This is a genomic window from Microbacterium halotolerans (assembly GCF_003569805.1).
GTDB lineage: Bacteria > Actinomycetota > Actinomycetes > Actinomycetales > Microbacteriaceae > Microbacterium > Microbacterium halotolerans.
Window position 1 is genome coordinate 1 of record NZ_KZ984053.1, and the last position, 19,419, is coordinate 19,419.

At 69.8% G+C, this 19,419-nt stretch carries 15 protein-coding genes and 1 rRNA gene; 1 reads left to right on the forward strand and 15 read right to left on the reverse strand.

Annotation, left to right across the window (positions count from 1 at the left end):
• From DZG09_RS12085 to argC, 9 genes are all read right to left on the reverse strand, one after another.
• Positions 1 to 101, reverse strand: a 16S ribosomal RNA gene (locus DZG09_RS12085); the annotation flags it as partial.
• A 597-nt stretch (positions 102 to 698) separates the two neighbouring features.
• On the reverse strand, positions 699 to 1,994 hold the full coding sequence (gene tyrS / locus DZG09_RS12090; RefSeq protein WP_119698020.1) for a tyrosine--tRNA ligase: 1,296 nt from the start codon (positions 1,992 to 1,994) through the stop codon (positions 699 to 701).
• Positions 1,995 to 2,081: 87 nt separating this feature from the next.
• A complete protein-coding gene (gene argH / locus DZG09_RS12095) occupies positions 2,082 to 3,521 on the reverse strand; it encodes an argininosuccinate lyase (RefSeq protein ID WP_119698021.1) in 1,440 nt (479 codons plus the stop codon).
• A 9-nt stretch (positions 3,522 to 3,530) separates the two neighbouring features.
• The gene (locus DZG09_RS12100) at positions 3,531 to 4,652 is read right to left on the reverse strand and encodes a heparan-alpha-glucosaminide N-acetyltransferase domain-containing protein (RefSeq protein ID WP_240424006.1); all 1,122 of its coding nucleotides are present in this window, start codon (positions 4,650 to 4,652) and stop codon (positions 3,531 to 3,533) included.
• A gap of 22 nt (positions 4,653 to 4,674) precedes the next feature.
• Complete coding sequence (gene argF, locus DZG09_RS12105; RefSeq protein ID WP_119698022.1) at positions 4,675 to 5,613, reverse strand: ornithine carbamoyltransferase; 939 nt, start codon at positions 5,611 to 5,613, stop codon at positions 4,675 to 4,677.
• The gene (locus tag DZG09_RS12110) at positions 5,610 to 6,827 is read right to left on the reverse strand and encodes an acetylornithine transaminase (protein WP_119698023.1); all 1,218 of its coding nucleotides are present in this window, start codon (positions 6,825 to 6,827) and stop codon (positions 5,610 to 5,612) included. The genes argF and DZG09_RS12110 overlap by 4 nt, the downstream gene beginning before the upstream one ends.
• Positions 6,824 to 7,726, reverse strand: coding sequence for an acetylglutamate kinase (gene argB, locus DZG09_RS12115; protein WP_119698024.1), 903 nt, complete (start codon positions 7,724 to 7,726; stop codon positions 6,824 to 6,826). The genes DZG09_RS12110 and argB overlap by 4 nt, the downstream gene beginning before the upstream one ends.
• Positions 7,723 to 8,880 (reverse strand): bifunctional glutamate N-acetyltransferase/amino-acid acetyltransferase ArgJ, encoded by a 1,158-nt coding sequence (gene argJ, locus DZG09_RS12120; protein WP_119698025.1) that lies wholly within the window; start codon positions 8,878 to 8,880, stop codon positions 7,723 to 7,725. The genes argB and argJ overlap by 4 nt, the downstream gene beginning before the upstream one ends.
• The gene (argC, locus tag DZG09_RS12125; protein ID WP_119698026.1) at positions 8,877 to 9,920 is read right to left on the reverse strand and encodes an N-acetyl-gamma-glutamyl-phosphate reductase; all 1,044 of its coding nucleotides are present in this window, start codon (positions 9,918 to 9,920) and stop codon (positions 8,877 to 8,879) included. The genes argJ and argC overlap by 4 nt, the downstream gene beginning before the upstream one ends.
• 337 nt (positions 9,921 to 10,257) lie before the next feature.
• Here argC and DZG09_RS12130 point away from each other — a divergent pair, with 337 nt between their 5' ends.
• Positions 10,258 to 11,604 carry a CoA transferase gene (locus tag DZG09_RS12130; RefSeq protein ID WP_162893306.1) on the forward strand — a complete coding sequence of 449 codons (1,347 nt, stop codon included), beginning with the start codon at positions 10,258 to 10,260 and terminating at the stop codon, positions 11,602 to 11,604.
• A gap of 159 nt (positions 11,605 to 11,763) precedes the next feature.
• Here DZG09_RS12130 and DZG09_RS12135 read toward each other — a convergent pair whose 3' ends face one another.
• The 6 genes from DZG09_RS12135 to DZG09_RS12160 all read right to left on the reverse strand — a co-directional run bounded on the left by DZG09_RS12135 (position 11,764) and on the right by DZG09_RS12160 (position 19,418).
• On the reverse strand, positions 11,764 to 12,423 hold the full coding sequence (locus DZG09_RS12135; RefSeq protein WP_276116246.1) for a response regulator: 660 nt from the start codon (positions 12,421 to 12,423) through the stop codon (positions 11,764 to 11,766).
• A complete protein-coding gene (locus DZG09_RS12140) occupies positions 12,420 to 13,577 on the reverse strand; it encodes a sensor histidine kinase (protein WP_162893307.1) in 1,158 nt (385 codons plus the stop codon). The genes DZG09_RS12135 and DZG09_RS12140 overlap by 4 nt, the downstream gene beginning before the upstream one ends.
• Positions 13,578 to 13,587: 10 nt before the next feature.
• Entirely contained in the window at positions 13,588 to 14,277 is a 690-nt protein-coding gene (locus DZG09_RS12145) for a DUF2306 domain-containing protein (protein WP_119698029.1), read from the reverse strand.
• Positions 14,278 to 14,410: 133 nt separating this feature from the next.
• On the reverse strand, positions 14,411 to 16,909 hold the full coding sequence (pheT, locus tag DZG09_RS12150; protein ID WP_119698030.1) for a phenylalanine--tRNA ligase subunit beta: 2,499 nt from the start codon (positions 16,907 to 16,909) through the stop codon (positions 14,411 to 14,413).
• Positions 16,909 to 17,949, reverse strand: a complete 1,041-nt coding sequence (pheS, locus tag DZG09_RS12155; RefSeq protein ID WP_119698031.1) for a phenylalanine--tRNA ligase subunit alpha — start codon at positions 17,947 to 17,949, stop codon at positions 16,909 to 16,911. Before pheS ends, pheT begins: the two co-directional genes overlap by 1 nt.
• A gap of 11 nt (positions 17,950 to 17,960) precedes the next feature.
• Complete coding sequence (locus DZG09_RS12160) at positions 17,961 to 19,418, reverse strand: FGGY-family carbohydrate kinase (protein ID WP_119698032.1); 1,458 nt, start codon at positions 19,416 to 19,418, stop codon at positions 17,961 to 17,963.
• Between the last annotated feature and the right edge of the window lies 1 nt (position 19,419).

Here is a 19,419-nt window from a genome sequence, read left to right on the forward strand (position 1 = left end):
CCACTAATCCACCCCAGCAAGCTGGAGCTTCATCGTTCGACTTGCATGTGTTAAGCACGCCGCCAGCGTTCATCCTGAGCCAGGATCAAACTCTCCGTAAAAAACAGCTGCTGACCCCACCACCGCAAAAAAACAGTGACAAAGCAGCGAGTTCAATCATGACCAAAAAGACGAACCATCAAAAAGCTGACGATTCATATATAATTGATCCAAAGGAATTCTCAACCCATGTGAAACAAATCACACAAGCCGAGGATAATTTGGCATTTGACAAGTGCACGCTGTTGAGTTCTCAAGGAACGGACGCTCCCAGCCCTGCGACTCCCGCCGCAGCCCTCCGGGGCAACTTCCTCAGTCTAACCGAGCCGTTGGCGCCTCGCAATTCGACACGCCGTGAGTTCGGAAGGCTTCATTCTTCCGCCACCTCATCCGTTCAGAACCGTTTGAGGCAACTTCAGTAGCTTAACTCTCCTCTGCGACCGTCGCAACTTGCGACACGCCGTGAAGTCGAGATCCCCATCCTACCGCGTTCCAGCTGAGCTGTCACGTGATCTTCGGATGAGTCCGTGTCTCCGTCTTGGGATGGGAGCCTTCCGGCTCAACCTCACCTCTTGGCGGCGACAGGAGAAAACATTACGCGGATCCGGTCACCGCGGCAAATCTTCGCACCTCATGGCGTGTCGCGCGTGACCGCCCGCTCATGCGACGAAGACGCCGGCGAGAGACTTCTTGCCGCGCTTGATGACCGACACTCCCCCAGGGAGCGTCCCCCGCACAGTCGCGTCGTCTGCGGTTACCCGTTCGCCGTCGAGAGTGACACCGCCCTGCGCGATGGCTCGCCTGGCCTCGGATGTCGATGACACCAGCCCGGTCTCGACCATTGCATTGATCACCGGGGTGTCGGCGTCGAACTCCGCGTGCGGGAGCTCGCGCAGCGCGGCGGCCAGCGTGCCGGCGTCGATGGCGGCCAGATCGCCCCGCCCAAACAGCGCCTCGGAAGCCGCGATCGCCGAGGAGGTCGCCTCCGCACCGTGCACCAGCGTGGTCACTTCGAGGGCGAGCCGCTTCTGCGCTGCACGGCGGAACCCTTCCTCCTCGACGAGGCGCTCGTACTCCGCGATCTCGTCCTTGGGGAGGAACGTGAACACCTTCATCAGCTTCACGACTATGGCGTCATCGACGTTGAGCCAGAACTGGTACATCGCGTACGGGCTGCACATCTCGGCGTCGAGCCAGATCGCGTTGCCCTCGCTCTTGCCGAACTTCCTGCCGTTCTCGTCGGTGATCAGCGGGGTGCCGAAGGCATGCACCGACGTACCCGTGACCTTGTGCACGAGGTCGGCGCCGCTGGTGAGGTTGCCCCACTGATCGCTGCCGCCCGTCTGCAGCACGCACTCGTAGCTCTCGTGCAGGCGCAGGTAGTCCATGCCCTGCAGGATCTGGTAGCTGAACTCGGTGTAGCTGATGCCCGCGTCGGAGTTCAGCCGCGCGCTCACGGTCTCCTTCTTGATCATCGTGCCGACGCGGAAGTGCTTGCCGATATCCCTGAGGAAGTCGATTGCGCTCAGCTGCCCCGTCCAGTCGAGGTTGTTCACCATTCGAGCCGCGTTCTCACCGGAGAAGCTGAGGAAGCGCTCCACCTGACCGCCCAGCTTGGCGACCCAGCCCGTGACGGTCTCCGCGTCGTTGAGCACTCGCTCCGCTGTCTGCTTCGGGTCGCCGATCAGCCCCGTCGCCCCGCCGACGAGGCCGAGCGGACGGTGACCGGCCAGCTGCAGCCGCCGCATCGTCAGCAGCTGCACGAGGTTTCCCAGATGCAGGCTGGGCGCCGTCGGGTCGAAACCGCAGTAGTACGTGATCGGATCGCCGCCCAGGACATCACGAAGAGCGTCACGATCGGTTGACACGTGCACGAGGCCGCGCCACTCCAACTCGTCGAAGACGTTCTCGAACGAGGGGTCGTTCGCCTGCTCTGCGATTGCTGTGTCGGTCACCCGTTCAGTTTAGTGGCTGGACGACCCTCGTCCGGTGCCCGTCACCCGTCATCGCCCTCCGCTGCGGGCGCTGACCGGTCGAGTGGACTACAGCCCGAGCGCGTGCACCGCGTGCTGGGCGCGTTCGACCAGCTCTGCGCGCTGCTCGACGACGCGCTCCGGCGCGGTTCCGCCGACGCCGCGGCGCGACTCCACTGAGCCGGTGATCGTCAGCACGTCCCTGACGTCCGGGGTCAGATGTGCCGACACCGATGCAAGCAGCTCATCGTCCGCGTCCTCGAGGCCGATGCCGAGACCCTCGCAGGCGCTCACGAGCGCACCGGATATCTCGTGCGCATCGCGGAAAGGCACGCGGTGCTTGACCAGCCACTCCGCCACGTCGGTGGCGAGCGAGAAGCCCTCGGGGGCGAGCTCGGCCATCCGCTCCGTGTGGAAGGACACGGTGGCGATCATGCCGCGGAACGCCGGCAGCACGACCTCGAGAGTGGCGACGGAGTCGAACAGCGGCTCCTTGTCCTCCTGCAGGTCGCGGTTGTATGCCAGCGGCAGCGCCTTCAACGTCGCCAGCAGTCCCGTGAGATTGCCGACGAGGCGACCGGCTTTGCCTCGCGCCAGTTCCGCGATGTCGGGGTTCTTCTTCTGCGGCATGATGCTCGAACCGGTCGAGTACCCGTCGTCGAGCGTGACGAAGCCGAACTCGCGCGTGTTCCAGAGGATGATCTCCTCCGAGATCCGGGACAGGTCGATGCCGATCTGCGCGGCGATGTACGCGAACTCCGCAGCCACGTCGCGCGCTGCCGTGCCGTCGAGTGAGTTCTCACTGGGCCGGTCGAGGCCGAGCTCCGTGGCGACCAGCTGCGGATCGAGCCCGAGCGTGGAGCCCGCGAGGGCTCCACCGCCGTACGGCGAGACAGCGGCGCGCGAACGCCAATCGCGCAGGCGCTCGAGGTTGCGCACGAACGGCCAGGCATGCGCCTGCAGGTGGTGCGCCAGCAGCACGGGCTGTGCATGCTGCAGGTGCGTCCTGCCCGGCAGGATCGCGTCGGGGTGCGCCTCCGCCTGCGCGACGAGCGCGTCGATGAGGCCGAGCAGCTCCCGCGCGATGACGCGGGCGTGGTCGAGCAGGTACATTCGCACGAGCGTGGCGATCTGATCGTTGCGGCTGCGTCCGGCGCGCAGGCGCCCACCGAGGTCGGCGCCGAGTTCGGCGATCAGCGCGGTCTCGAGCGCGCCGTGCACGTCCTCGTCCTCGGCACGGGGCCGCAGCGTTCCGTCCTCGAAGCGGCGCAGCAGGGCGTCGAGGCCCTCGTGCATCCGACGCTCCTCGTCTTCTGTGAGGTAGCCGGCCGCGGCGAGCGCTTTGGCATGCGCGTGCGAGCCCGCAAGGTCATAGGGGGCGAGTGCCCAGTCGAACTGGGTGGAGCGGCTCAGCTCCTGCAGTTCGGGAGAAGGTCCGCTCGCGAACCGCCCTCCCCAGAGGGTTCCGTCGCCCGTCTTGCCCGTGGTGCTGTCGCCAGTGCTGCTCACGGTCCAAGGCTACGGCATACGCGTCCTGCTCCCCCTTCCCGCCCCGGCGCGCGCGGCCGCCCCGATCGCCTGCTCGAGGGGTCCCCGGCCGATCAGCAGCGTCCATGCGGTGCACGCCGCGAGTGTGCACAGAGTGAACGGCCAGAACGGCTCGATGTCGCGGAACGCCCCGAGCGGAGCAGCCTCACCCGCCGTCGCGGCCCACCACACCGCGAACTGGGCCGTGTACGCCGTCAGCGGCATCGCGCCGACCGCGCGCAACGGGATCGCGAGCCACCGCACCGGTGTCCGACATACCAGCACGCACGCTGCGACGACCGCGACGGCGAAGCCGCCGGAGCCGACGGACTCGCCCAGTCCGCTCGAGTGCGGCGCACCGCTGAGCACCTCCCCCCACGGGAGAGAGCGCGACGCCGGCGCGATCACCGCGTATCCGATCACTGCGAGGGCGGTGCCGGAGCAGAGCAGCGCGATCAGCACACGCCAGTCGTCCAGCCGAAGCCGCCCTATGCCCATGCCCGCGGCGATGAACGCCGCCCACAGCGGAACCGGGTAGTGCCAGCCGAGGGCTGCGGCCGCATACCCGCCCGCCTGCGTGTCCCACCATGCTGAGGCGTTCGCCGCATGCACGATGAACGGCCCGACGAGTGCGACCGTCGCGGCCGCACCGAACAGCGCGGGTGCCCGCCAGCGCAGCGCAGGAACGGCGAAGAGGAACAGCAGGCCGTATGCGGGCAGGATCACGTAGACGGGCACGGGTGTCAGCGCGAGAGCGACGCCGAGCAGCCAGATGCAGCCGGCGCGCACGAGCATCCTGACCCGCGCGGGCGCCGCATTCCTGCGCGGGATCGGTGACGCTCCCCCGGAAGCGAGCGCAATCGAGACGCCCGCCAGCACCGCGAACAGAATGGAGGATCGCCCGTCGGCGATGCCCTGCCACGTCGACTGCACCGTCCACATCAGCGGCGGCAGCGGGAGCATGTGCGCCGCGAACATCCCGACCACGGCTGATCCGCGCGCAAGGTCGATGCCAGGCATGCGCCCGTCGGCATCGAAGCGCTCCCAGCGCGAACGGACCCATCCGCGCCGCGCCCCGACCGTGCCAGGCGCGGATGACTCGGATGGTCGCACGGCCGGCCTCACGGTCTCCGGGTCACGCCATGGGCTGCGGGGGCTGCTCGAGCAGCCAGGTCAGCAGCGCCTTCTGCGCGTGCAGGCGGTTCTCCGCCTCGTCCCAGATGACGCTCTGCGGCCCGTCGATGACCGCGGAGTCGACCTCGTAGCCGCGGTCGGCGGGGAGGCAGTGCATGAAGATCGCGTCATCGTTCGCGAGAGCCATCAGCTCCTCGGTGATCTTGTAGCCGCCGAGATCGTCGATGCGGCGCTGCTTCTCCTCCTCTTTGCCCATCGACACCCAGGTGTCGGTGATCACGACGTCCGACCCGGCCGCGGCCTCGCGCGCGTCGCTGAGCAGCGTCACCGATCCGCCGGTCTCGCGTGCGAGAGAGACGGCGTCGGCGACGATGTCCGCCCGGGGGAAGTACGAGGCGGGCGACGCGATGCGCACGTGCATTCCCGCCATGGCACCGGCCAGCACATACGAATGCGCCATGTTGCTCTGGCCGTCGCCGAAGAACGTCAGCGTCCTGCCCTCGGTTCCGCCCTTGTGCTCCCGGATCGTGAGCAGGTCGGCGAGCAGCTGGCAGGGGTGGAAGTCGTCGCTGAGCGCGTTGACGACCGGCACCGTCGTGCCGTCGGCGATCTGCTCGAGGCCCGCCTGAGCATAGGTGCGCCAGACGATGGCCGCCACCTGCCGTTCGAGCACCCTGGCCGTGTCGGCCGGTGTCTCCTTGCCGCCCAGCTGGCTCGAGGCTGTGGCGATGATCAGCGGCGATCCGCCGAGGTCGGCGATGCCCACCGCGAACGAGACGCGCGTGCGCGTCGACGACTTGTCGAAGATCACGGCGACCGTCTGCGGGCCGTCCAACGGCTTGTGCGAGAAGCGGTCGCGCTTCATCTGGGCGGCGAGCGACAGAATCTCGTTCTGCTCTGCCGGTGTGATGCTGTCGTCGCGCAGGAAGTGGCGGGTCATGCTGTCGTCTCCGAACTCTGGCTTGCGGCGTTCAGCGCGTCGCCGAACCTCCGAATGAAATCTTCGATCTCGGGGTCGCCCACGGTGAACGCCGGAGCGATCCGGATGGTGTCGGGCGCCGGCGCGTTCACGATCAGGCCGCCGTCGAGAGCGTGTGCGACCACGTCGGCGGCGATCGGCCGTTCCAGAGCGATGCCGATGAGCAGTCCTGCCCCGCGAGTGCCCGAGACCCCGGGCAGCCCCGAGACCGCCTCGCGCAGCTGCGCACCGCGGCGGGTCACGTTCGCGAGAAGTCCTTCGTCCTCGACATGGGCGAGCACGCGATCGGCGACGCGGCTCGCCAACGGGTTGCCGCCGAAGGTCGAGTTGTGCATCCCCGGTGAGAACAGCTCACTCGCCCGGCCGAACGTGATCAGGCCACCCAGAGGGAAGCCCGCGCCGACTGCCTTGGCGAAGGTCACGGCGTCCGGCAGCTCCCCCTCCGGAAGCATGCCAGGCAGCTGGAAGGCGAACCACTCCCCCGTGCGCCCCGATCCCGTCTGCACCTCGTCGAGGATCAGCAGCGCGTCGTGCCGGCGCGTGAGTTCGCGGGCGCGGGCGAGGAAGCCCTCCGGCAGCTCGCGGACCCCGGCCTCGCCCTGGATCGGCTCGATGAAGATCGCCGCGACGTCGTCTGCGGCGAACGCCTGATCGAGCGCGTCGAGCGTCGGCTCGATGGTCCGGGTGTCGGGGAGCAGCGGCGCGAACGGATCCTGGTAGGCGGCCTTGGGCGTGATCGACAGTGCGCCGATCGAACGGCCGTGGAACGCGCCGGCCAGCGACACGATCGCCGTCTTGCCCCGCGGGTTGCCGTGCAGACGCGCGAGCTTCAGCGCTGTCTCGTTGGCTTCGCTTCCGGCATTGGCCAGGAACACCCGGCCGGCGTCTCCGGTTCCCGCCAGCCGCTTCAGGCGTGCGGCGAGGTCGAGCTGCGGCTGTGAGGCGAACAGGTTCGACACGTGGGCGAGCTTCGCCGCCTGTTCGGCGACGGCGGAGACGAACACCGGATGTGCGTGGCCGAGGCTGTTGACCGCGATGCCGCCGAGGAAATCAAGGTACTCGCGGCCGACGTCGTCGGTCACGTACGACCCGGAACCGCTCTCGAGCAGGCGCGGGCGCGTCCCGAGGCTCATCAGGTCGCGCTCTGCGGCCACCTTCCAGTTCGCATCGCTCATGCCGACACCTCCGTTCCGATTCCGTCGCTGGTGAACAGTTCCACGAGCACCGAGTGCGGCACGCGCCCGTCGATGATCGATGCTCTGCGCACGCCGTTCTCGACCGCGTCGAGGCAGGCCTGCATCTTCGGGATCATGCCGGACTCGAGCTTCGGCATGAGCTCGCGCAGTTCGCCCGCCGACAGGTGCGAGACGAGCGAGTCGCGATTGGGCCAGTCGGCGTAGAGGCCAGGCACGTCCGTCAGGACGACGAGCTTCTTCGCCCCGAGAGCGCGGGCGAGCGCGCTGGCTGCGGCGTCCGCGTTGATGTTGAGCGTGTGGCCCGGATGGTCGAGATCGGGCGCGACGCCGGCGATGACGGGGATGCGCTCCGCCGCCAGCTGGTCGAGCACCGGCTGCGGATCGACCTCGGTGACGTCGCCGACCCGACCGAGGCTCTCCTCGACGCCGTCGATCACCACGCCGCGGCGACGGCCGCCGAACAGCGCAGCGTCTTCGCCGGACAGGCCGACGGCGAACGGGCCGTGCGAATTGATCTTCGCCACGAGCTGCGGATTGATCTGCCCGGTGAGAACCATCCGCACGACGCTGATCGCCTCTGTCGAGGTGACACGGTAGCCGCCCTTGAACTCGCTCGGGATGGCGAGGCGGTCGAGCATGCTCGATATCTGCGGCCCCCCGCCGTGCACGACGACGGGCTTGATGCCGACGTAGCGCAGATAGGCGATGTCCTGGGCGAACGCGTCCTGCAGCTCCTCGGAGATCATCGCGTTGCCGCCGTACTTCACGACGACGATCTCGTCACGGTACTGCTTCAGCCACGGCAGCGACTCGATCAGCGTCGTCGCTTTGAGGGCGGCCTGTTCCGGTGTGGTCTGCTGGAGGTCGATCTCGCTCATGAGCTGTATGCGCTGTTCTCGTGGACGTAGGCGTGCGTGAGGTCGTTGGTCATCACGGTCGCCTCCGCCTCGCCGACCCGCAAGTCGATGTCGACCCTGGTCATTCGGCCGGAGAGGTCGACCTCCTCGCGAGGACGGTCGGGACCGCCGCCGGTGCACACCCGCACACCGTTCATCGTCACGTCGACGTCGTACGGGTCGAACTCGGCATCGGTCGTGCCGATCGCGGCGAGCACACGCCCCCAGTTCGGGTCCTCCCCGAAGATCGCGGTCTTGAACAGGTTGTTGCGCGCGACGGAGCGCGCAACGGTGACGGCCTCGTCCTCGTTCGCTGCATGCAGCACTCGGATGAAGATGTCGTGACCGGCACCCTCGGCGTCGGCCATCAGCTGGGTTGCGAGCGACATGCACGCCTCGGTCAGAGCCGCACGGAACGCGGCGGCATCCGGCGTGCGCCCTGATGCCCCGCTCGCCATCAGGGTGACCTGGTCGTTGGTCGACATCGCGCCGTCGGAGTCGAGGCGGTCGAAGCTCACGCGGGTGGCCGCACGCAGGTGGGCGTCGGCTTCCTCGCCGGTGAGCTGTGCATCGGTGGTCAGCACGACGAGCATCGTGGCGAGGCCCGGGGCGAGCATGCCTGCGCCCTTCGCCATGCCGCCGATCGTCCATCCATCGCCCTCGATCCGCACGGTCTTGGGTACCGAGTCAGTCGTCATGATCGCATGCGCCGCGTCGTCGCCTCCGTCTGCGGACAGGCGCGAGATCGCGTCTGCGGTGCCGGAGAGCACCCTGGTGCGGAAGGTCTCGTCACCCGTGCCGATCAGACCGGTGGAGCACACCTGGATGCCCGCGGCGCCGACGCCGAGCAGCTCGGCCGCCCGCTCGGCGGTCTGGTGCGTGGTCTGGAACCCGAAGTCGCCGGTGAAGCAGTTCGCTCCGCCCGAGTTGAGCACGACCGCGTCGGCCGCACCCGTCTTGATCGCCTGCTGCGACCAGAGAATCGGGTTCGCCTTGGCGCGGTTCGAAGTGAACACCGCCGCCGCAGTTCTCTGCGGGCCGCGGTTCACGATGACGGCGACGTCCTTCTTGCCTGTGGACTTCAGGCCGGCTGCGACGCCTGCCGCTTCGAAGCCCGCTGGTGCGGTCACGCTCACGGTGCGACTCCGTTCGTGGTCAGCGCCGTGGACTCGTCGAGGCCGAGCGCGATGTTCATGGATTGGATGGCGGCCCCCGCCGTGCCCTTGGCGAGGTTGTCCACGGCTGCGACGACCGTGACCCGATTCGCCCTGCGGTCGATGGTGAGGCCGATCAGTGCGGTGTTGGCGCCGGCGACGTCGGCCGTGCGCGGCATCCGCCCTTCTGGCAGGAGCTGCACGAAGTGCTCTTCTCCGTACGCGGACTCCCACGCGTCGCGGATCTGCGCATCGGAGGCACCGTCGGCGATCGGAGCCGACGAGGTGGCGAGGATGCCGCGCGACATCGGCACGAGCACGGGTGTGAACGAGACGCGGGGGTCGCTCGCCCCCGCCGCGCGCAGCGCCTGCTGGATCTCGGGGATGTGGCGGTGCGTACCGCCGACGGCGTACGGGTTGGCCGTGCCGATCAGCTCGGCCCCGAGCAGGTGCGGCTTCAGACTCTTGCCCGCACCGGAGGGCCCGACGGCGAGCACGCTGACGACGTCGCCCGCGTCGATCACCCCGCCGGCCACGCCGGGGGCGAGCGACAGCGACACCGTCGATGCGTTGCATCCGGGCGCCGCGATGCGGGTCGCACCGCGCAGGCTCTCGCGCTGCTTGGCGCCGCCGATCAGCAGCTCCGGCACGCCGTACGCCCATGGCTCGTGGAACTCTCCGCCGTAGAACGCCGCCCAATCTGCCTCGCTGGTGAGACGGTGGTCCGCCCCCGCATCGATCACAAGCGCCGCGTCGCCGAGTGCGTCGGTGTACTGCCCCGACTGCCCGTGCGGGAGCGCGAGGAAGACGACGTCATGACCGGACAGGACATCCGGTGTGGTCGGCTGCAGCGTCAGATGGCGCAGCGACCTGAGGTGCGGCTGGTGGTCCACGAGGTCGTCGCCCGCGTTGGAATGCGCGGTGACCGTGCGGATCTCGATGTCGGGATGGCCTGCGAGCAGGCGCAGGATCTCGCCGCCCGCGTAGCCAGAGGCGCCGGAGACAGCGACCGAATACGTCATAGCATCTACCTTAAGTCCGTGTGGATGGGCTGCCGTTTCGGCGACACCGCTCCCTCACGCAGACACGAAGGTTCGCAGTGCCGCCCAGACTCGGCGGGCACGCGGACGGCGCGCGACGACGCTGCTCGGTGAGAGCGGCGAGACGGTCGCGATCGAGGCCATGGCGACGACATTAGCAGACCTGTCCCGGATATCCGCCGCCCAGCGAGTGCACCGCTCGGATCTCCGCGCCACGGCTCAGCGGAACGTTCGTTCCCGCCTGCCCCGTGCGCGGAGCAGTGCGCGGGAGCGCGCAAACCGTTGTTCTGGGCGCGGTCAGTCCGGCAGAATCGCCGATATGGACGACCCGCTCCCCGACCTGACGGCCGAGCTCCGCACGATCACCGCGATGCCGAGGGTTCCGTTCGACGGGCCGCGGCGCTGGTGGGGCGGCCCGCTCGACGTGGAGGGGCTCGCCCTCGCAAGCGTGGCAGCGGCGGCGTCGGCCGCAGCCGCGCTGACGGGACACCGGCTCGGCGTACGGGCCGACCTCGTCGCCGGTGCCTTCGGCTCGATCCGTCACACCAGGATCGATGGCCGGAAGCCTGAGGGATTCGCGCCGCTGTCCGGGTTCTTCCCCACCTCCGACGGGTGGCTGCGCACCCACGCGAACTACCCGCATCACGCAGCAGTCCTGGAGCGCCTCTACGGCGCGACGGATGCTGCAGCGCTGGCAGAGGCGCTGGCCGGTGTCGTCGCCGCCGACGCCGAGCACGACATCGTCGCGGCGGGAGGTGCGGCCGCACGGGTCAGAACAGCGCAGGAGTGGCGAGGCTCTGAGCCGGCGCGTGCCGTCGACGGGTCGCCGTGGATCGAATTCGATATCGAGGAGCGCGCTGGCACGGAACCACAGGTGCCGGCGAGCGGCGGGCTCGCCGGCGTCAGGGTGCTGGATCTGACCAGGGTGATCGCCGGGCCGACGGCGACGCAGCTGCTGGCCCAGCTGGGAGCAGACGTGCTGCGGGTCGATCCGCCCGGTCTGCCGGAGCTCATCGACATGCACGTCGATCGCAATGCTGGCAAGCGCACCAGCCTGCTCGACGCGCACAACCGAGCGCACAGTGCCGTGATCGACGACCTCGTCTCGCATGCGGACGTCGTGGTGACCGGCTACCGGCCCGGCGCTCTCGCACGCCTCGGGCTCGACGCCGGAACGCTGCGCGAACGACGCGCAGATCTCGTCGTCGCAGAGTTCTCGGCATGGGGCTTCGACGACCCATGGGCCGGGCGACGCGGGTTCGACTCGATCGTGCAGGCCGCGACGGGAGTCGCCGACGCGTATCGACACGACGACGGGACCCCTGGCGCCCTGCCGGTGCAGGCACTCGACTATGCGACGGGCTTCGGCATCGCCGCCGCTGTCTGCGCGCTGCTGAATCGCCGCGCCCGCACGAGGCGCGGCGGATCGGCACGGATGTCGCTCGCCCGGACGGCGCACCTGCTGCTCGACCAGCCGTCGGCGACCGGTGCGCTCTCGCCGACACCGACTCCCGTCATCCGGAGGCTCGACTCGCCCTACGGTCCGCTCGAGCTGGCCGCACCCGCGGTGACGCGCGACGGGGCAGCGTTGGACCACGCCGCAGCGCCCGACGACTACGGCACGGCCGAGCCGCGGTTTCTGAACCAGGAGGTCGCGCTCGGTTGACCGAAAGGCGGCTGCTGCACCGGCAGGAGGTCAGGCAGATCCGCATCAGGCAGGCGATGTCCATCTCCGCCGTACTGTTCGTTCGTCACACTCCTCACCCATCCGACCGACCATCGCCGCGGACGACGCCACCGGCTCCGCTCGGATCGGATCGCACCGTCATCCGGTGCCGTGCCTCGAGCCGCGCACCCGCCCCGATTCGTACGCCCACATCGCCGCCTCCACCCGGTTGCGCACGCCGAGCTTGCCGAGCACGGCGGCGATGTGCGCCTTCACCGTGCCGAGCGAGAGGTTCAGCTGCGCTCCGATCTCGGCGTTGGTGAAGCCCGCGGCGAGCGCGACGAGCACCTCTTCTTCCCGCGACGTGAGAGGCTCGGCCGGCTCTGCCGATCGCGGCGCGGCCGGCGCGAACTCCGCCAACAGCCGCGCCGTGATCTCGGGGGCGATCAGGGCGTCACCGGTCGCGGCGGCCCGCACGGCCTCGGCGAGCAGCCGTGGTCCCGAGTCCTTGAGCAGGAAGCCCTTCGCTCCGGCGCGCAGAGCGCCGTGCACGTACTCGTCGAGATCGAAGGTGGTGAGGATGACGACCGCGGGCGGCGCATCGTCCGCGGCGAGCGCACGGGTCGCCTCCAGCCCGTCCATACGGGGCATCCGGATGTCCATCAGCACGACGTCAGGGCGCTGCCGCCTGGCCAGATCGACGGCGACGATCCCGTCCGCGGCTTCGCCGACGACCTCGATGTCCGGCTGCGCATCGAGCATCATGCGCAGGCCGGCGCGGATCGACTCCTGGTCGTCCGTGATGAGCACACTGATCACGACGCTCCGCTCCCTTCATCGCGCGCCGACGGCACGACTGCCGACACGATCCATCCGGTCTCTCCCGGCCCCGCGTGCAGGCGGCCGCCGAGCATCGACGCGCGCTCCGTCATCCCCGTGATGCCGTATCCGCCGGACGCGCCAGGCGAGGCCGGGGAGCCGTCGTCCGTCACGCGCAGTTCGACATCGGCGGCGCTGACGACCAGCTCGACCACGACGCGCGTGGCGCCGGTCGCGTGGCGCCGCGCGTTCGCAACCGCCTCCTGCGCGATGCGGAAGAGCGCGTTCTGCGCCATCCGCGGCATCTGCGAGACGGCGACGCGGGCGGCGGAGGCGGCGCGGACCTGCACGACCGGAGGACCGACGGCGGCGAGCGCCTCGATCTCGGCGAGCCCTGCGATGGGCTGCAGCGGCGCCGACGCTTCATCGCCGCGCAGCACCCTGACCAGCGATCGCATCTCGGTCAGCGCCTCGCGCGCCTCCCGCTCGATCGCACCGAACGCGGTCGTCGATCGCTCGACGTCCGGCGGCAGCGCCTGTGCGGCCTGGGCGCGGATCGCGATCGCCGACACATGGTGCGCCACCGTGTCATGCAGGTCTCGGGCCAGCCCCTCGCGCTCCCTGCTCCGTTCGCGCTCCAGCGCGGCGGTGTGCGCCTCGACGCGCTGGCGGCGGATGACACCGACCAGGCAGGCGCCTCCCACGATCACGACGGCCGCCGCCGCGCCTGTCCACTCGCCGCGGCTCGCGGCGAGTGAGACGACGACGCCGAGCGCCAGCAGCGCGCCGCCCAGCATCCGCGCGAAGCCGCTCCCCCAGCGGAACAGCGCGTAGGGCACGAGAAGCATCACGGCCACGGCGCCGAGCGCACTCGTCTGCTCGCCCGCCGCCCATCCCGTGATCTCGTAGCCAGCGGAGACCGCGGTCATGCCGGCCACGACGATGAGCGGATGCGTACGCCGCCACAGCAGCCCCGGGAGCACGACAAGGGTGACGATGAGGGAGGCCACCGGCCAGACCAGGTCCGGCCGTACGAGAGTCTCGGCGACGGCGACGGCGGTCGCGACGACGACGAGCACGACGTCGCGCACGCCCGGCCCTGACGCGCCTGCGGCGGCGGGTGCCGCGGCGGCCGAGGCGATGCGCGCTTCCATGACTGCCACGCTACGCCGCCGCACGCGGGCGCGCGGCACGCGCGTGCCGCACCCGGATCACGATCTCCGCGGCGACGATGTTGATCAGCCAGCCGGCGTCCATCTCGATGAGGCGGCGCAGCTCATCCGGCTCCCCCAGCAGGAGCATGGGCGGCATCGACGTGAGCACCTGGGTGCCCGCTCCCATCGCGACCGCGTAAGCGCGGATCATCCACGCCCCGTGCGCGTCGAAGCGTCGCCTGGCGACGGCGACGAGAGCGAGCACGAGGCAGGCGAACATCCAGACACCGACGGCGTACCGGGACAGGAGCAGCGCGAGCCCGTCGTCGATCGGCGGAAGAACGTATGTCGCGTTCATCCACAGCCCCGACAGCGCGACGACGAACCCCGTGGGTACGAGCAGGTAGCGACCGGCGAAGCGATGCCACACGATGTGGCGGCGGCGGAAGGTCGGAGGGAACTGGAACGCACCGACCACCGCGTAGACGACCGCGCCGACGATGTGCAGCACGACCGGCAGCGGGTCGTCCGCGAATCGGTCGGGTGTGGACGGGTCGGACGCCGCGACGCCGCCGACGCGGACGGAACCCGCGATCGACGGCACCATGGCGAGAACCAGGAGGCCGACGATCAGCCACCATTCCCGTGCGGGGATGCGGGGCTTCGAAGATGGAGCGACGGTTCGCGCTGTTGTGGTCATGCGCCCATGTTCGCGTCCGGGCAGCGGTGCGCACATCGGCCGACCGGCCCGACCTGCCGCCGCAGATCATCCGATCGGACGACGGGGGTGCGACACCGCCTTCGCGATGCCGCACCCCCGTCGTCCGATCGCGTCAGTCGCGGATCTTCGCGCCGAAGCGCTCCTCGGTCTGCGTCACGCCCGACAGTTTCGCCTCCGTGGCCTCCGCAGCGGTCAGCGTGCGGTCGTCGGCACGGAACCGCAGAGCGAAGGTGAGGCTCTTCGTGCCCTCCGGCACGCCCTCGCCGCGGTAGTCGTCGACGAGTCGGATGTGCTCGAGGAGGTCGCCTGCGCCATCGACGAGAGCGCCGCGCAGTTCGGCCGCCGGCAGTGCGGCGTCCACGACGAGAGAGACGTCCTGCGTCGCCGCGGGGTAGGTCGACAGCGAAGCGGCCACGACACGGCGCCCGACGAGCCCGAGGAGCAGGTCGACGTTCAGCTCGGCGACGATCGTGCGTGCCGGCAGGTCGGCGTCGGCTGCCACGCTGGGCAGCAGTTCGCCGACGTACCCGATCTCCTCGCCTGCAGCGGACAAGATGCCGGTGCGACCCGGGTGCAGCGCCGCCCGCTCGCCCTGCGAGACGGCGATGTCGATCCCCGCAGCGACACCGATGGTGCGCACAGCATCGAGCGCGGTCTCGAGCCCTGCCTGCTCCGCTGCGCGTCCGGGCTGCTTCGGCGTCACGTTGCCCGCCAGCAGGATCGCGACATGGCGCGGCTGCGGCGGGATCGAGGCGTTCAGCGCCGCGAGGGTCTCGTCATCCGGACGCTCGGCGAGAGGCGGCACCGCATCGGTGCCGTAAGCGGCGCCTGGCTCCGGCAGGAACACGCTGCCGACCTCGAACAGCGCGAGATCGGTCAGCCCGCGCGAGATGTTGCGGTGCGCGTTCTGCGCCAGGCCAGGGATCAGCGAACGGCGCAGGAACGCCTGCTGAGCACTGATCGGGTTGGCGAGCCGTACCCCTGGCAGCGACTCCCCCGACGCTGATCCGTAGAGGTCGTTCTGCTCGGCGGAGACGAAGGGGAACGCCGGCGTCTCGACGAATCCGGCTGCGGCGAGCGCGTTCGACACGCGACGGCGCCCCTGCTGGGCGGCGGTGAGGCCGCGGCCCGAGGGCGGCGTCGGCAGGATCGACGGCACCTTGTCCAGACCGTCGACGCGCACGATCTCCTCGGTGAGCGCCCATTTGTCCGTCAGATCGCCTCGCCATGTCGGCGCCGTGACGCTCCAACCGTCCGAGGCGTCGGCGACAGCACAGCCGATCGCCTCGAGCACCTCGCGGATGCGCTCCGGCGCATAGTCGACGCCGATCAGGCTGCTGGCGAAGCCCGTCGGCAGCTCAACCGGATCGGGCAGTGCGACGCCCCCGACCTGGGTGCCCTCATCGGTCGCCGTGCCGCCGGCGAGCTCGATCATCAGGTCGACGACCCGCTGCGCCGCGACGGGTGCGACAGCGGGGTCGACGCCGCGTTCGAAGCGCCTGGAGGCCTCACTGGACAATTTGTGGCGACGGGCCGTGCGGGCGATGGAGACGCGATCGAACGTCGCCGCCTCCACGAGCACGTTCTTCGTCGCTTCGGTCATCTCGGTGGTGCCGCCGCCCATGACACCGGCGAGCCCGATCGGGCCGGAGCCGTCGGTGATCAGCAGATCCTCGGCGAACAGCTCGCGCTTGTGGCCGTCGAGCGTGGTGAGGGTCTCCCCCGCACGCGCGCGGCGCACGGTGATGCCGCCGGTGAGAGCGTCGAGGTCGTAGCCGTGGATCGGCTGTCCCAGCTCGACCATCACGTAGTTGGTGATGTCGATGAGCAGGCCGAGCGATCGCACGCCCGCAAGCGCGAGCCGCGATACCATCCAAGCGGGCGTCGGGCGCGACGGGTCAACGCCGCGCACGACGCGGGCGACGAACTGCGTCGCGCCGTCGTTGCCGCGGATCGGTGCGTCGTCGCTCAGCTCGACGTCGAAGCCGGAGGCCTCGGCGATCGCTGCGCCGACCGCGGGGTCGGAGAACGCTGCGCCGGTTGCGAGCGAGTACTCGCGGGCGATGCCGCGGATGGACAGCGCATAGCCGCGGTCCGGGGTGACGTTCACGTCGACGGCCGCGTCATCGAGGCCGAGCAGAGCGATCGCATCCGTGCCGGCCTCGGGGTCGAGACCCCATTCGACGAGCCGGATGATGCCGTCGCTCTCGTCGCCGAGGCCGAGCTCGGTCGCCGATGCGATCATGCCGTCGGAGACATGGCCGTACGTCTGCCGCGCGGCGATCTCGAAACCGCCAGGCAGCACGGCGCCCGGCAGCGTCACCACGACCTTGTCGCCCTCACGGAAGTTCTGCGCGCCGCAGACGATGCCGCGCACGCCTCCGTTCGCTTCGCCGACATCGACCTGGCACCAGCGGATGTTCTTGCCGTTCTTCTGCGGTTCGACCTCGAAGGAGACCACCCGCCCGACGACGACGGGGCCCGTCACATCGAACGCGACGAGCTCCTCCTCTTCGAAGCCGACCGACACGAGGGACGCGAACACGTCATCCGGCGTCGCCTTCTGCGGAACCTCGACGAACTCACGCAGCCACGAAACGGGGACGCGCATCACACCACCATCCCGAACTGCTCGCTGAAGCGGACATCGCCCTCTGCCATGTCTCGCATGTCCTGCACATCGCTGCGGAACATGACCGCCCGCTCGATGCCGATGCCGAAGGCGAAGCCGCTGTACTCCTCCGGGTCGATCCCCGCCGCGCGCAGCACGTTGGGATTCACCATGCCGCAGCCGCCCCACTCGATCCAACGCGCACCGCCTGCGAAGGTCGGGTGCCACAGGTCGAACTCGGCGCTGGGCTCGGTGAACGGGAAGTGATTCGTGCGCAGGCGGGTCTTCGCCTCGTCGCCGAACATCTGCCGCGCGATGTGGTCGAGGGTGCCCTTCAGGTGTGCCATCGTGATGCCCTTGTCGACCACGAGCCCCTCGAACTGCGTGAACACGGGCAGGTGGGTCGCGTCGAACTCGTCGGTGCGGTACGTGCGGCCGGGGCACAGCACGTAGATCGGCACCTCGCGGTCGAGCATCGAGCGCACCTGCACGGGGCTGGTGTGCGTGCGCATCACGAGGTGGCGCTCCACGGGGTCGACGTAGAACGTGTCCTGCTCCTGGCGGGCGGGGTGGTCGACGTCGAAGTTCAGCGCGTCGAAGTTGAACCACTCGTGCTCGAGCTCCGGCCCCTCCGCGATCTCCCATCCCATGCCGACGAAGATGTCGCTGACGTGCTCCTGCAGCACGCTGATCGGGTGGCGCGCTCCGGTGCGCGTGCGATGGGCCACGGCCGTGATGTCGACGCGCTCCGCCTCGAGACGCGCTGCCAGCTCCGCCTGGGCCAGCTCGGACTCACGTGCGGCGAACGCCTGGTTCACCGTGGCGCGCGCGCCGCCGACGAGCTTGCCGAACTCGGCCTTGCGTTCCTTCGGCACGCTGCGCATCCGCGCGTTGAGCGCGGCGAGCGGACTGCCGTCGCCCTGGTGGGCGGAACGGGCGGCCTTCAGAGCGGAGATGTCGGCTGCGGCGGCCGCGGCGGCGAGTGCTTCGGCGACCGCAGCATCCACCGCCTCTGGCGTGATTTCGAGTGGTTCGGACACAAGACACGATTCTACGTGGCGGCCGCGGACGGAGACGAACCCGCTTCGGCGAGCATGCCTCCCGTTCGACGACGGATCATCCGGTGCCGAACGGCGATCTCGCGGTACGCCTCGACGAGGACGGGATCGGGCAGGACTTCGGGCTCGGCATGGACCATCGCCTCGACGGCGCCGTGCCATGTCGCGTGCACGCCGGAGCCGATCGCGGCGCAGACAGCCGCCCCCATCCCCGCGCCGTCGGCGACGCGCATTCGACGGACCGGGATCTCGAAGGTCGCCGCCAGGATCCGCCGCATCAGATCGGAGCGCGCACCACCACCCGCGACGATGAGCGTTCGCGGCGCGCGACCGAGCGCGTCGAAGAGGCCGCGGGTCTCGTCGGCCATCGTCAGCGCCAGCGCCTCGAGCACCGAGCGATGCAGATGGCCGCGCCCCTGCGAGCCGTCGAACCCGATCATGGCACCGCGGCGCCACGGTTCGTCCGCCGGGGCGAGCCAGTCCAGTACGGTCACGAGCCCGCCTGCACCGGCGGGTGCCGAGGCCGCCTCGGTCTCCAGCGCCCGTTCGCGCTCGCCGTCGCCGAACGCGGGCGCTGCGTTCTCACCGGGGCGCGCGTCGAAGACGAGGTCGCGCAGCCAGCTCACCGTCCACATGCCGCGACGCACTCCGCCGCTCTCGTAGAACGTGCCGCCCGGCGTCGCGCCGAAGTTGCGCCACAGGCCCGGAAGGCGCCGGGGAGCGAAGCCGCTCTCGCCGGGAGTCATCGCCGCGACATAGGTGCCGAGCGACAGCAGCGCGTCGCTCTCGTCGATGAGACCGGAGCCGAGTGCTTCGACGGCCTTGTCGTTCGACGTCGCGTACACCGGCAGTCCCTCGGGCAGTCCGGTCAGATCTGCGGCCGCCGCCGCGACCCGCCCATGCAGCTCGCCCGGCATGACGAGGGGCAGCAGCATGTCGCGCGGCACGCCCTCCCGGGCGATCGCGGCGTCGTCGTCGCTCCAGCGCCAGGTGTCATGGTCGACCGGCCAGTGCCCCTCGGTGTTGCCCGCGGCATCGGTGAGTCGGCCCGTCAGCCGCCCGGCGATGTAGCCCGTCGACGTCGCCACGTACCTGACGTCGTCGTCCTCGTGCTCATACGGACGGGACAGCCGATCATCCATCCAGTTGATCACCGGCGCGGCGAGCGAACCGTCGGCGCGCAGCAGTGCACGACAGAACCGGATCGTGCACAGTCCGACCCCGACGATGCGCGCGGGGTCACCATCGAAGTCGTCCATCGCCTCGCGGCAGGCCGCGACGACGGAGTCCCAGAGATCGTCGTCCGGATGCTCGACCCGGCCGGGCGCGAGACGGACCGCCGGGCGCAGAGCGGCGCGTCCGCGCGCGCACACGCCACCGGCAGCGTCGACGATCGAGACCTTCGTGCTCTGCGATCCGTTGTCGATCGCGAGCAGCAGCGGGCCGTCCATC

Bases quoted from the DNA above. Each gene is read 5' to 3' on its own strand.
- DZG09_RS12145 (WP_119698029.1), bottom strand. From the start codon at position 14,277: ATGACCACAACAGCGCGAACCGTCGCTCCATCTTCGAAGCCCCGCATC.
- argC (WP_119698026.1), bottom strand. From the start codon at position 9,920: ATGACGTATTCGGTCGCTGTCTCCGGCGCCTCTGGCTACGCGGGCGGC.
- DZG09_RS12130 (WP_162893306.1), top strand. From the start codon at position 10,258: ATGGACGACCCGCTCCCCGACCTGACGGCCGAGCTCCGCACGATCACC.
- DZG09_RS12160 (WP_119698032.1), bottom strand. From the start codon at position 19,418: ATGGACGGCCCGCTGCTGCTCGCGATCGACAACGGATCGCAGAGCACG.
- DZG09_RS12140 (WP_162893307.1), bottom strand. From the start codon at position 13,577: ATGGAAGCGCGCATCGCCTCGGCCGCCGCGGCACCCGCCGCCGCAGGC.
- DZG09_RS12110 (WP_119698023.1), bottom strand. From the start codon at position 6,827: ATGAGCGATGCGAACTGGAAGGTGGCCGCAGAGCGCGACCTGATGAGC.
- argF (WP_119698022.1), bottom strand. From the start codon at position 5,613: ATGACCCGCCACTTCCTGCGCGACGACAGCATCACACCGGCAGAGCAG.
- argB (WP_119698024.1), bottom strand. From the start codon at position 7,726: ATGAGCGAGATCGACCTCCAGCAGACCACACCGGAACAGGCCGCCCTC.
- pheT (WP_119698030.1), bottom strand. From the start codon at position 16,909: ATGCGCGTCCCCGTTTCGTGGCTGCGTGAGTTCGTCGAGGTTCCGCAG.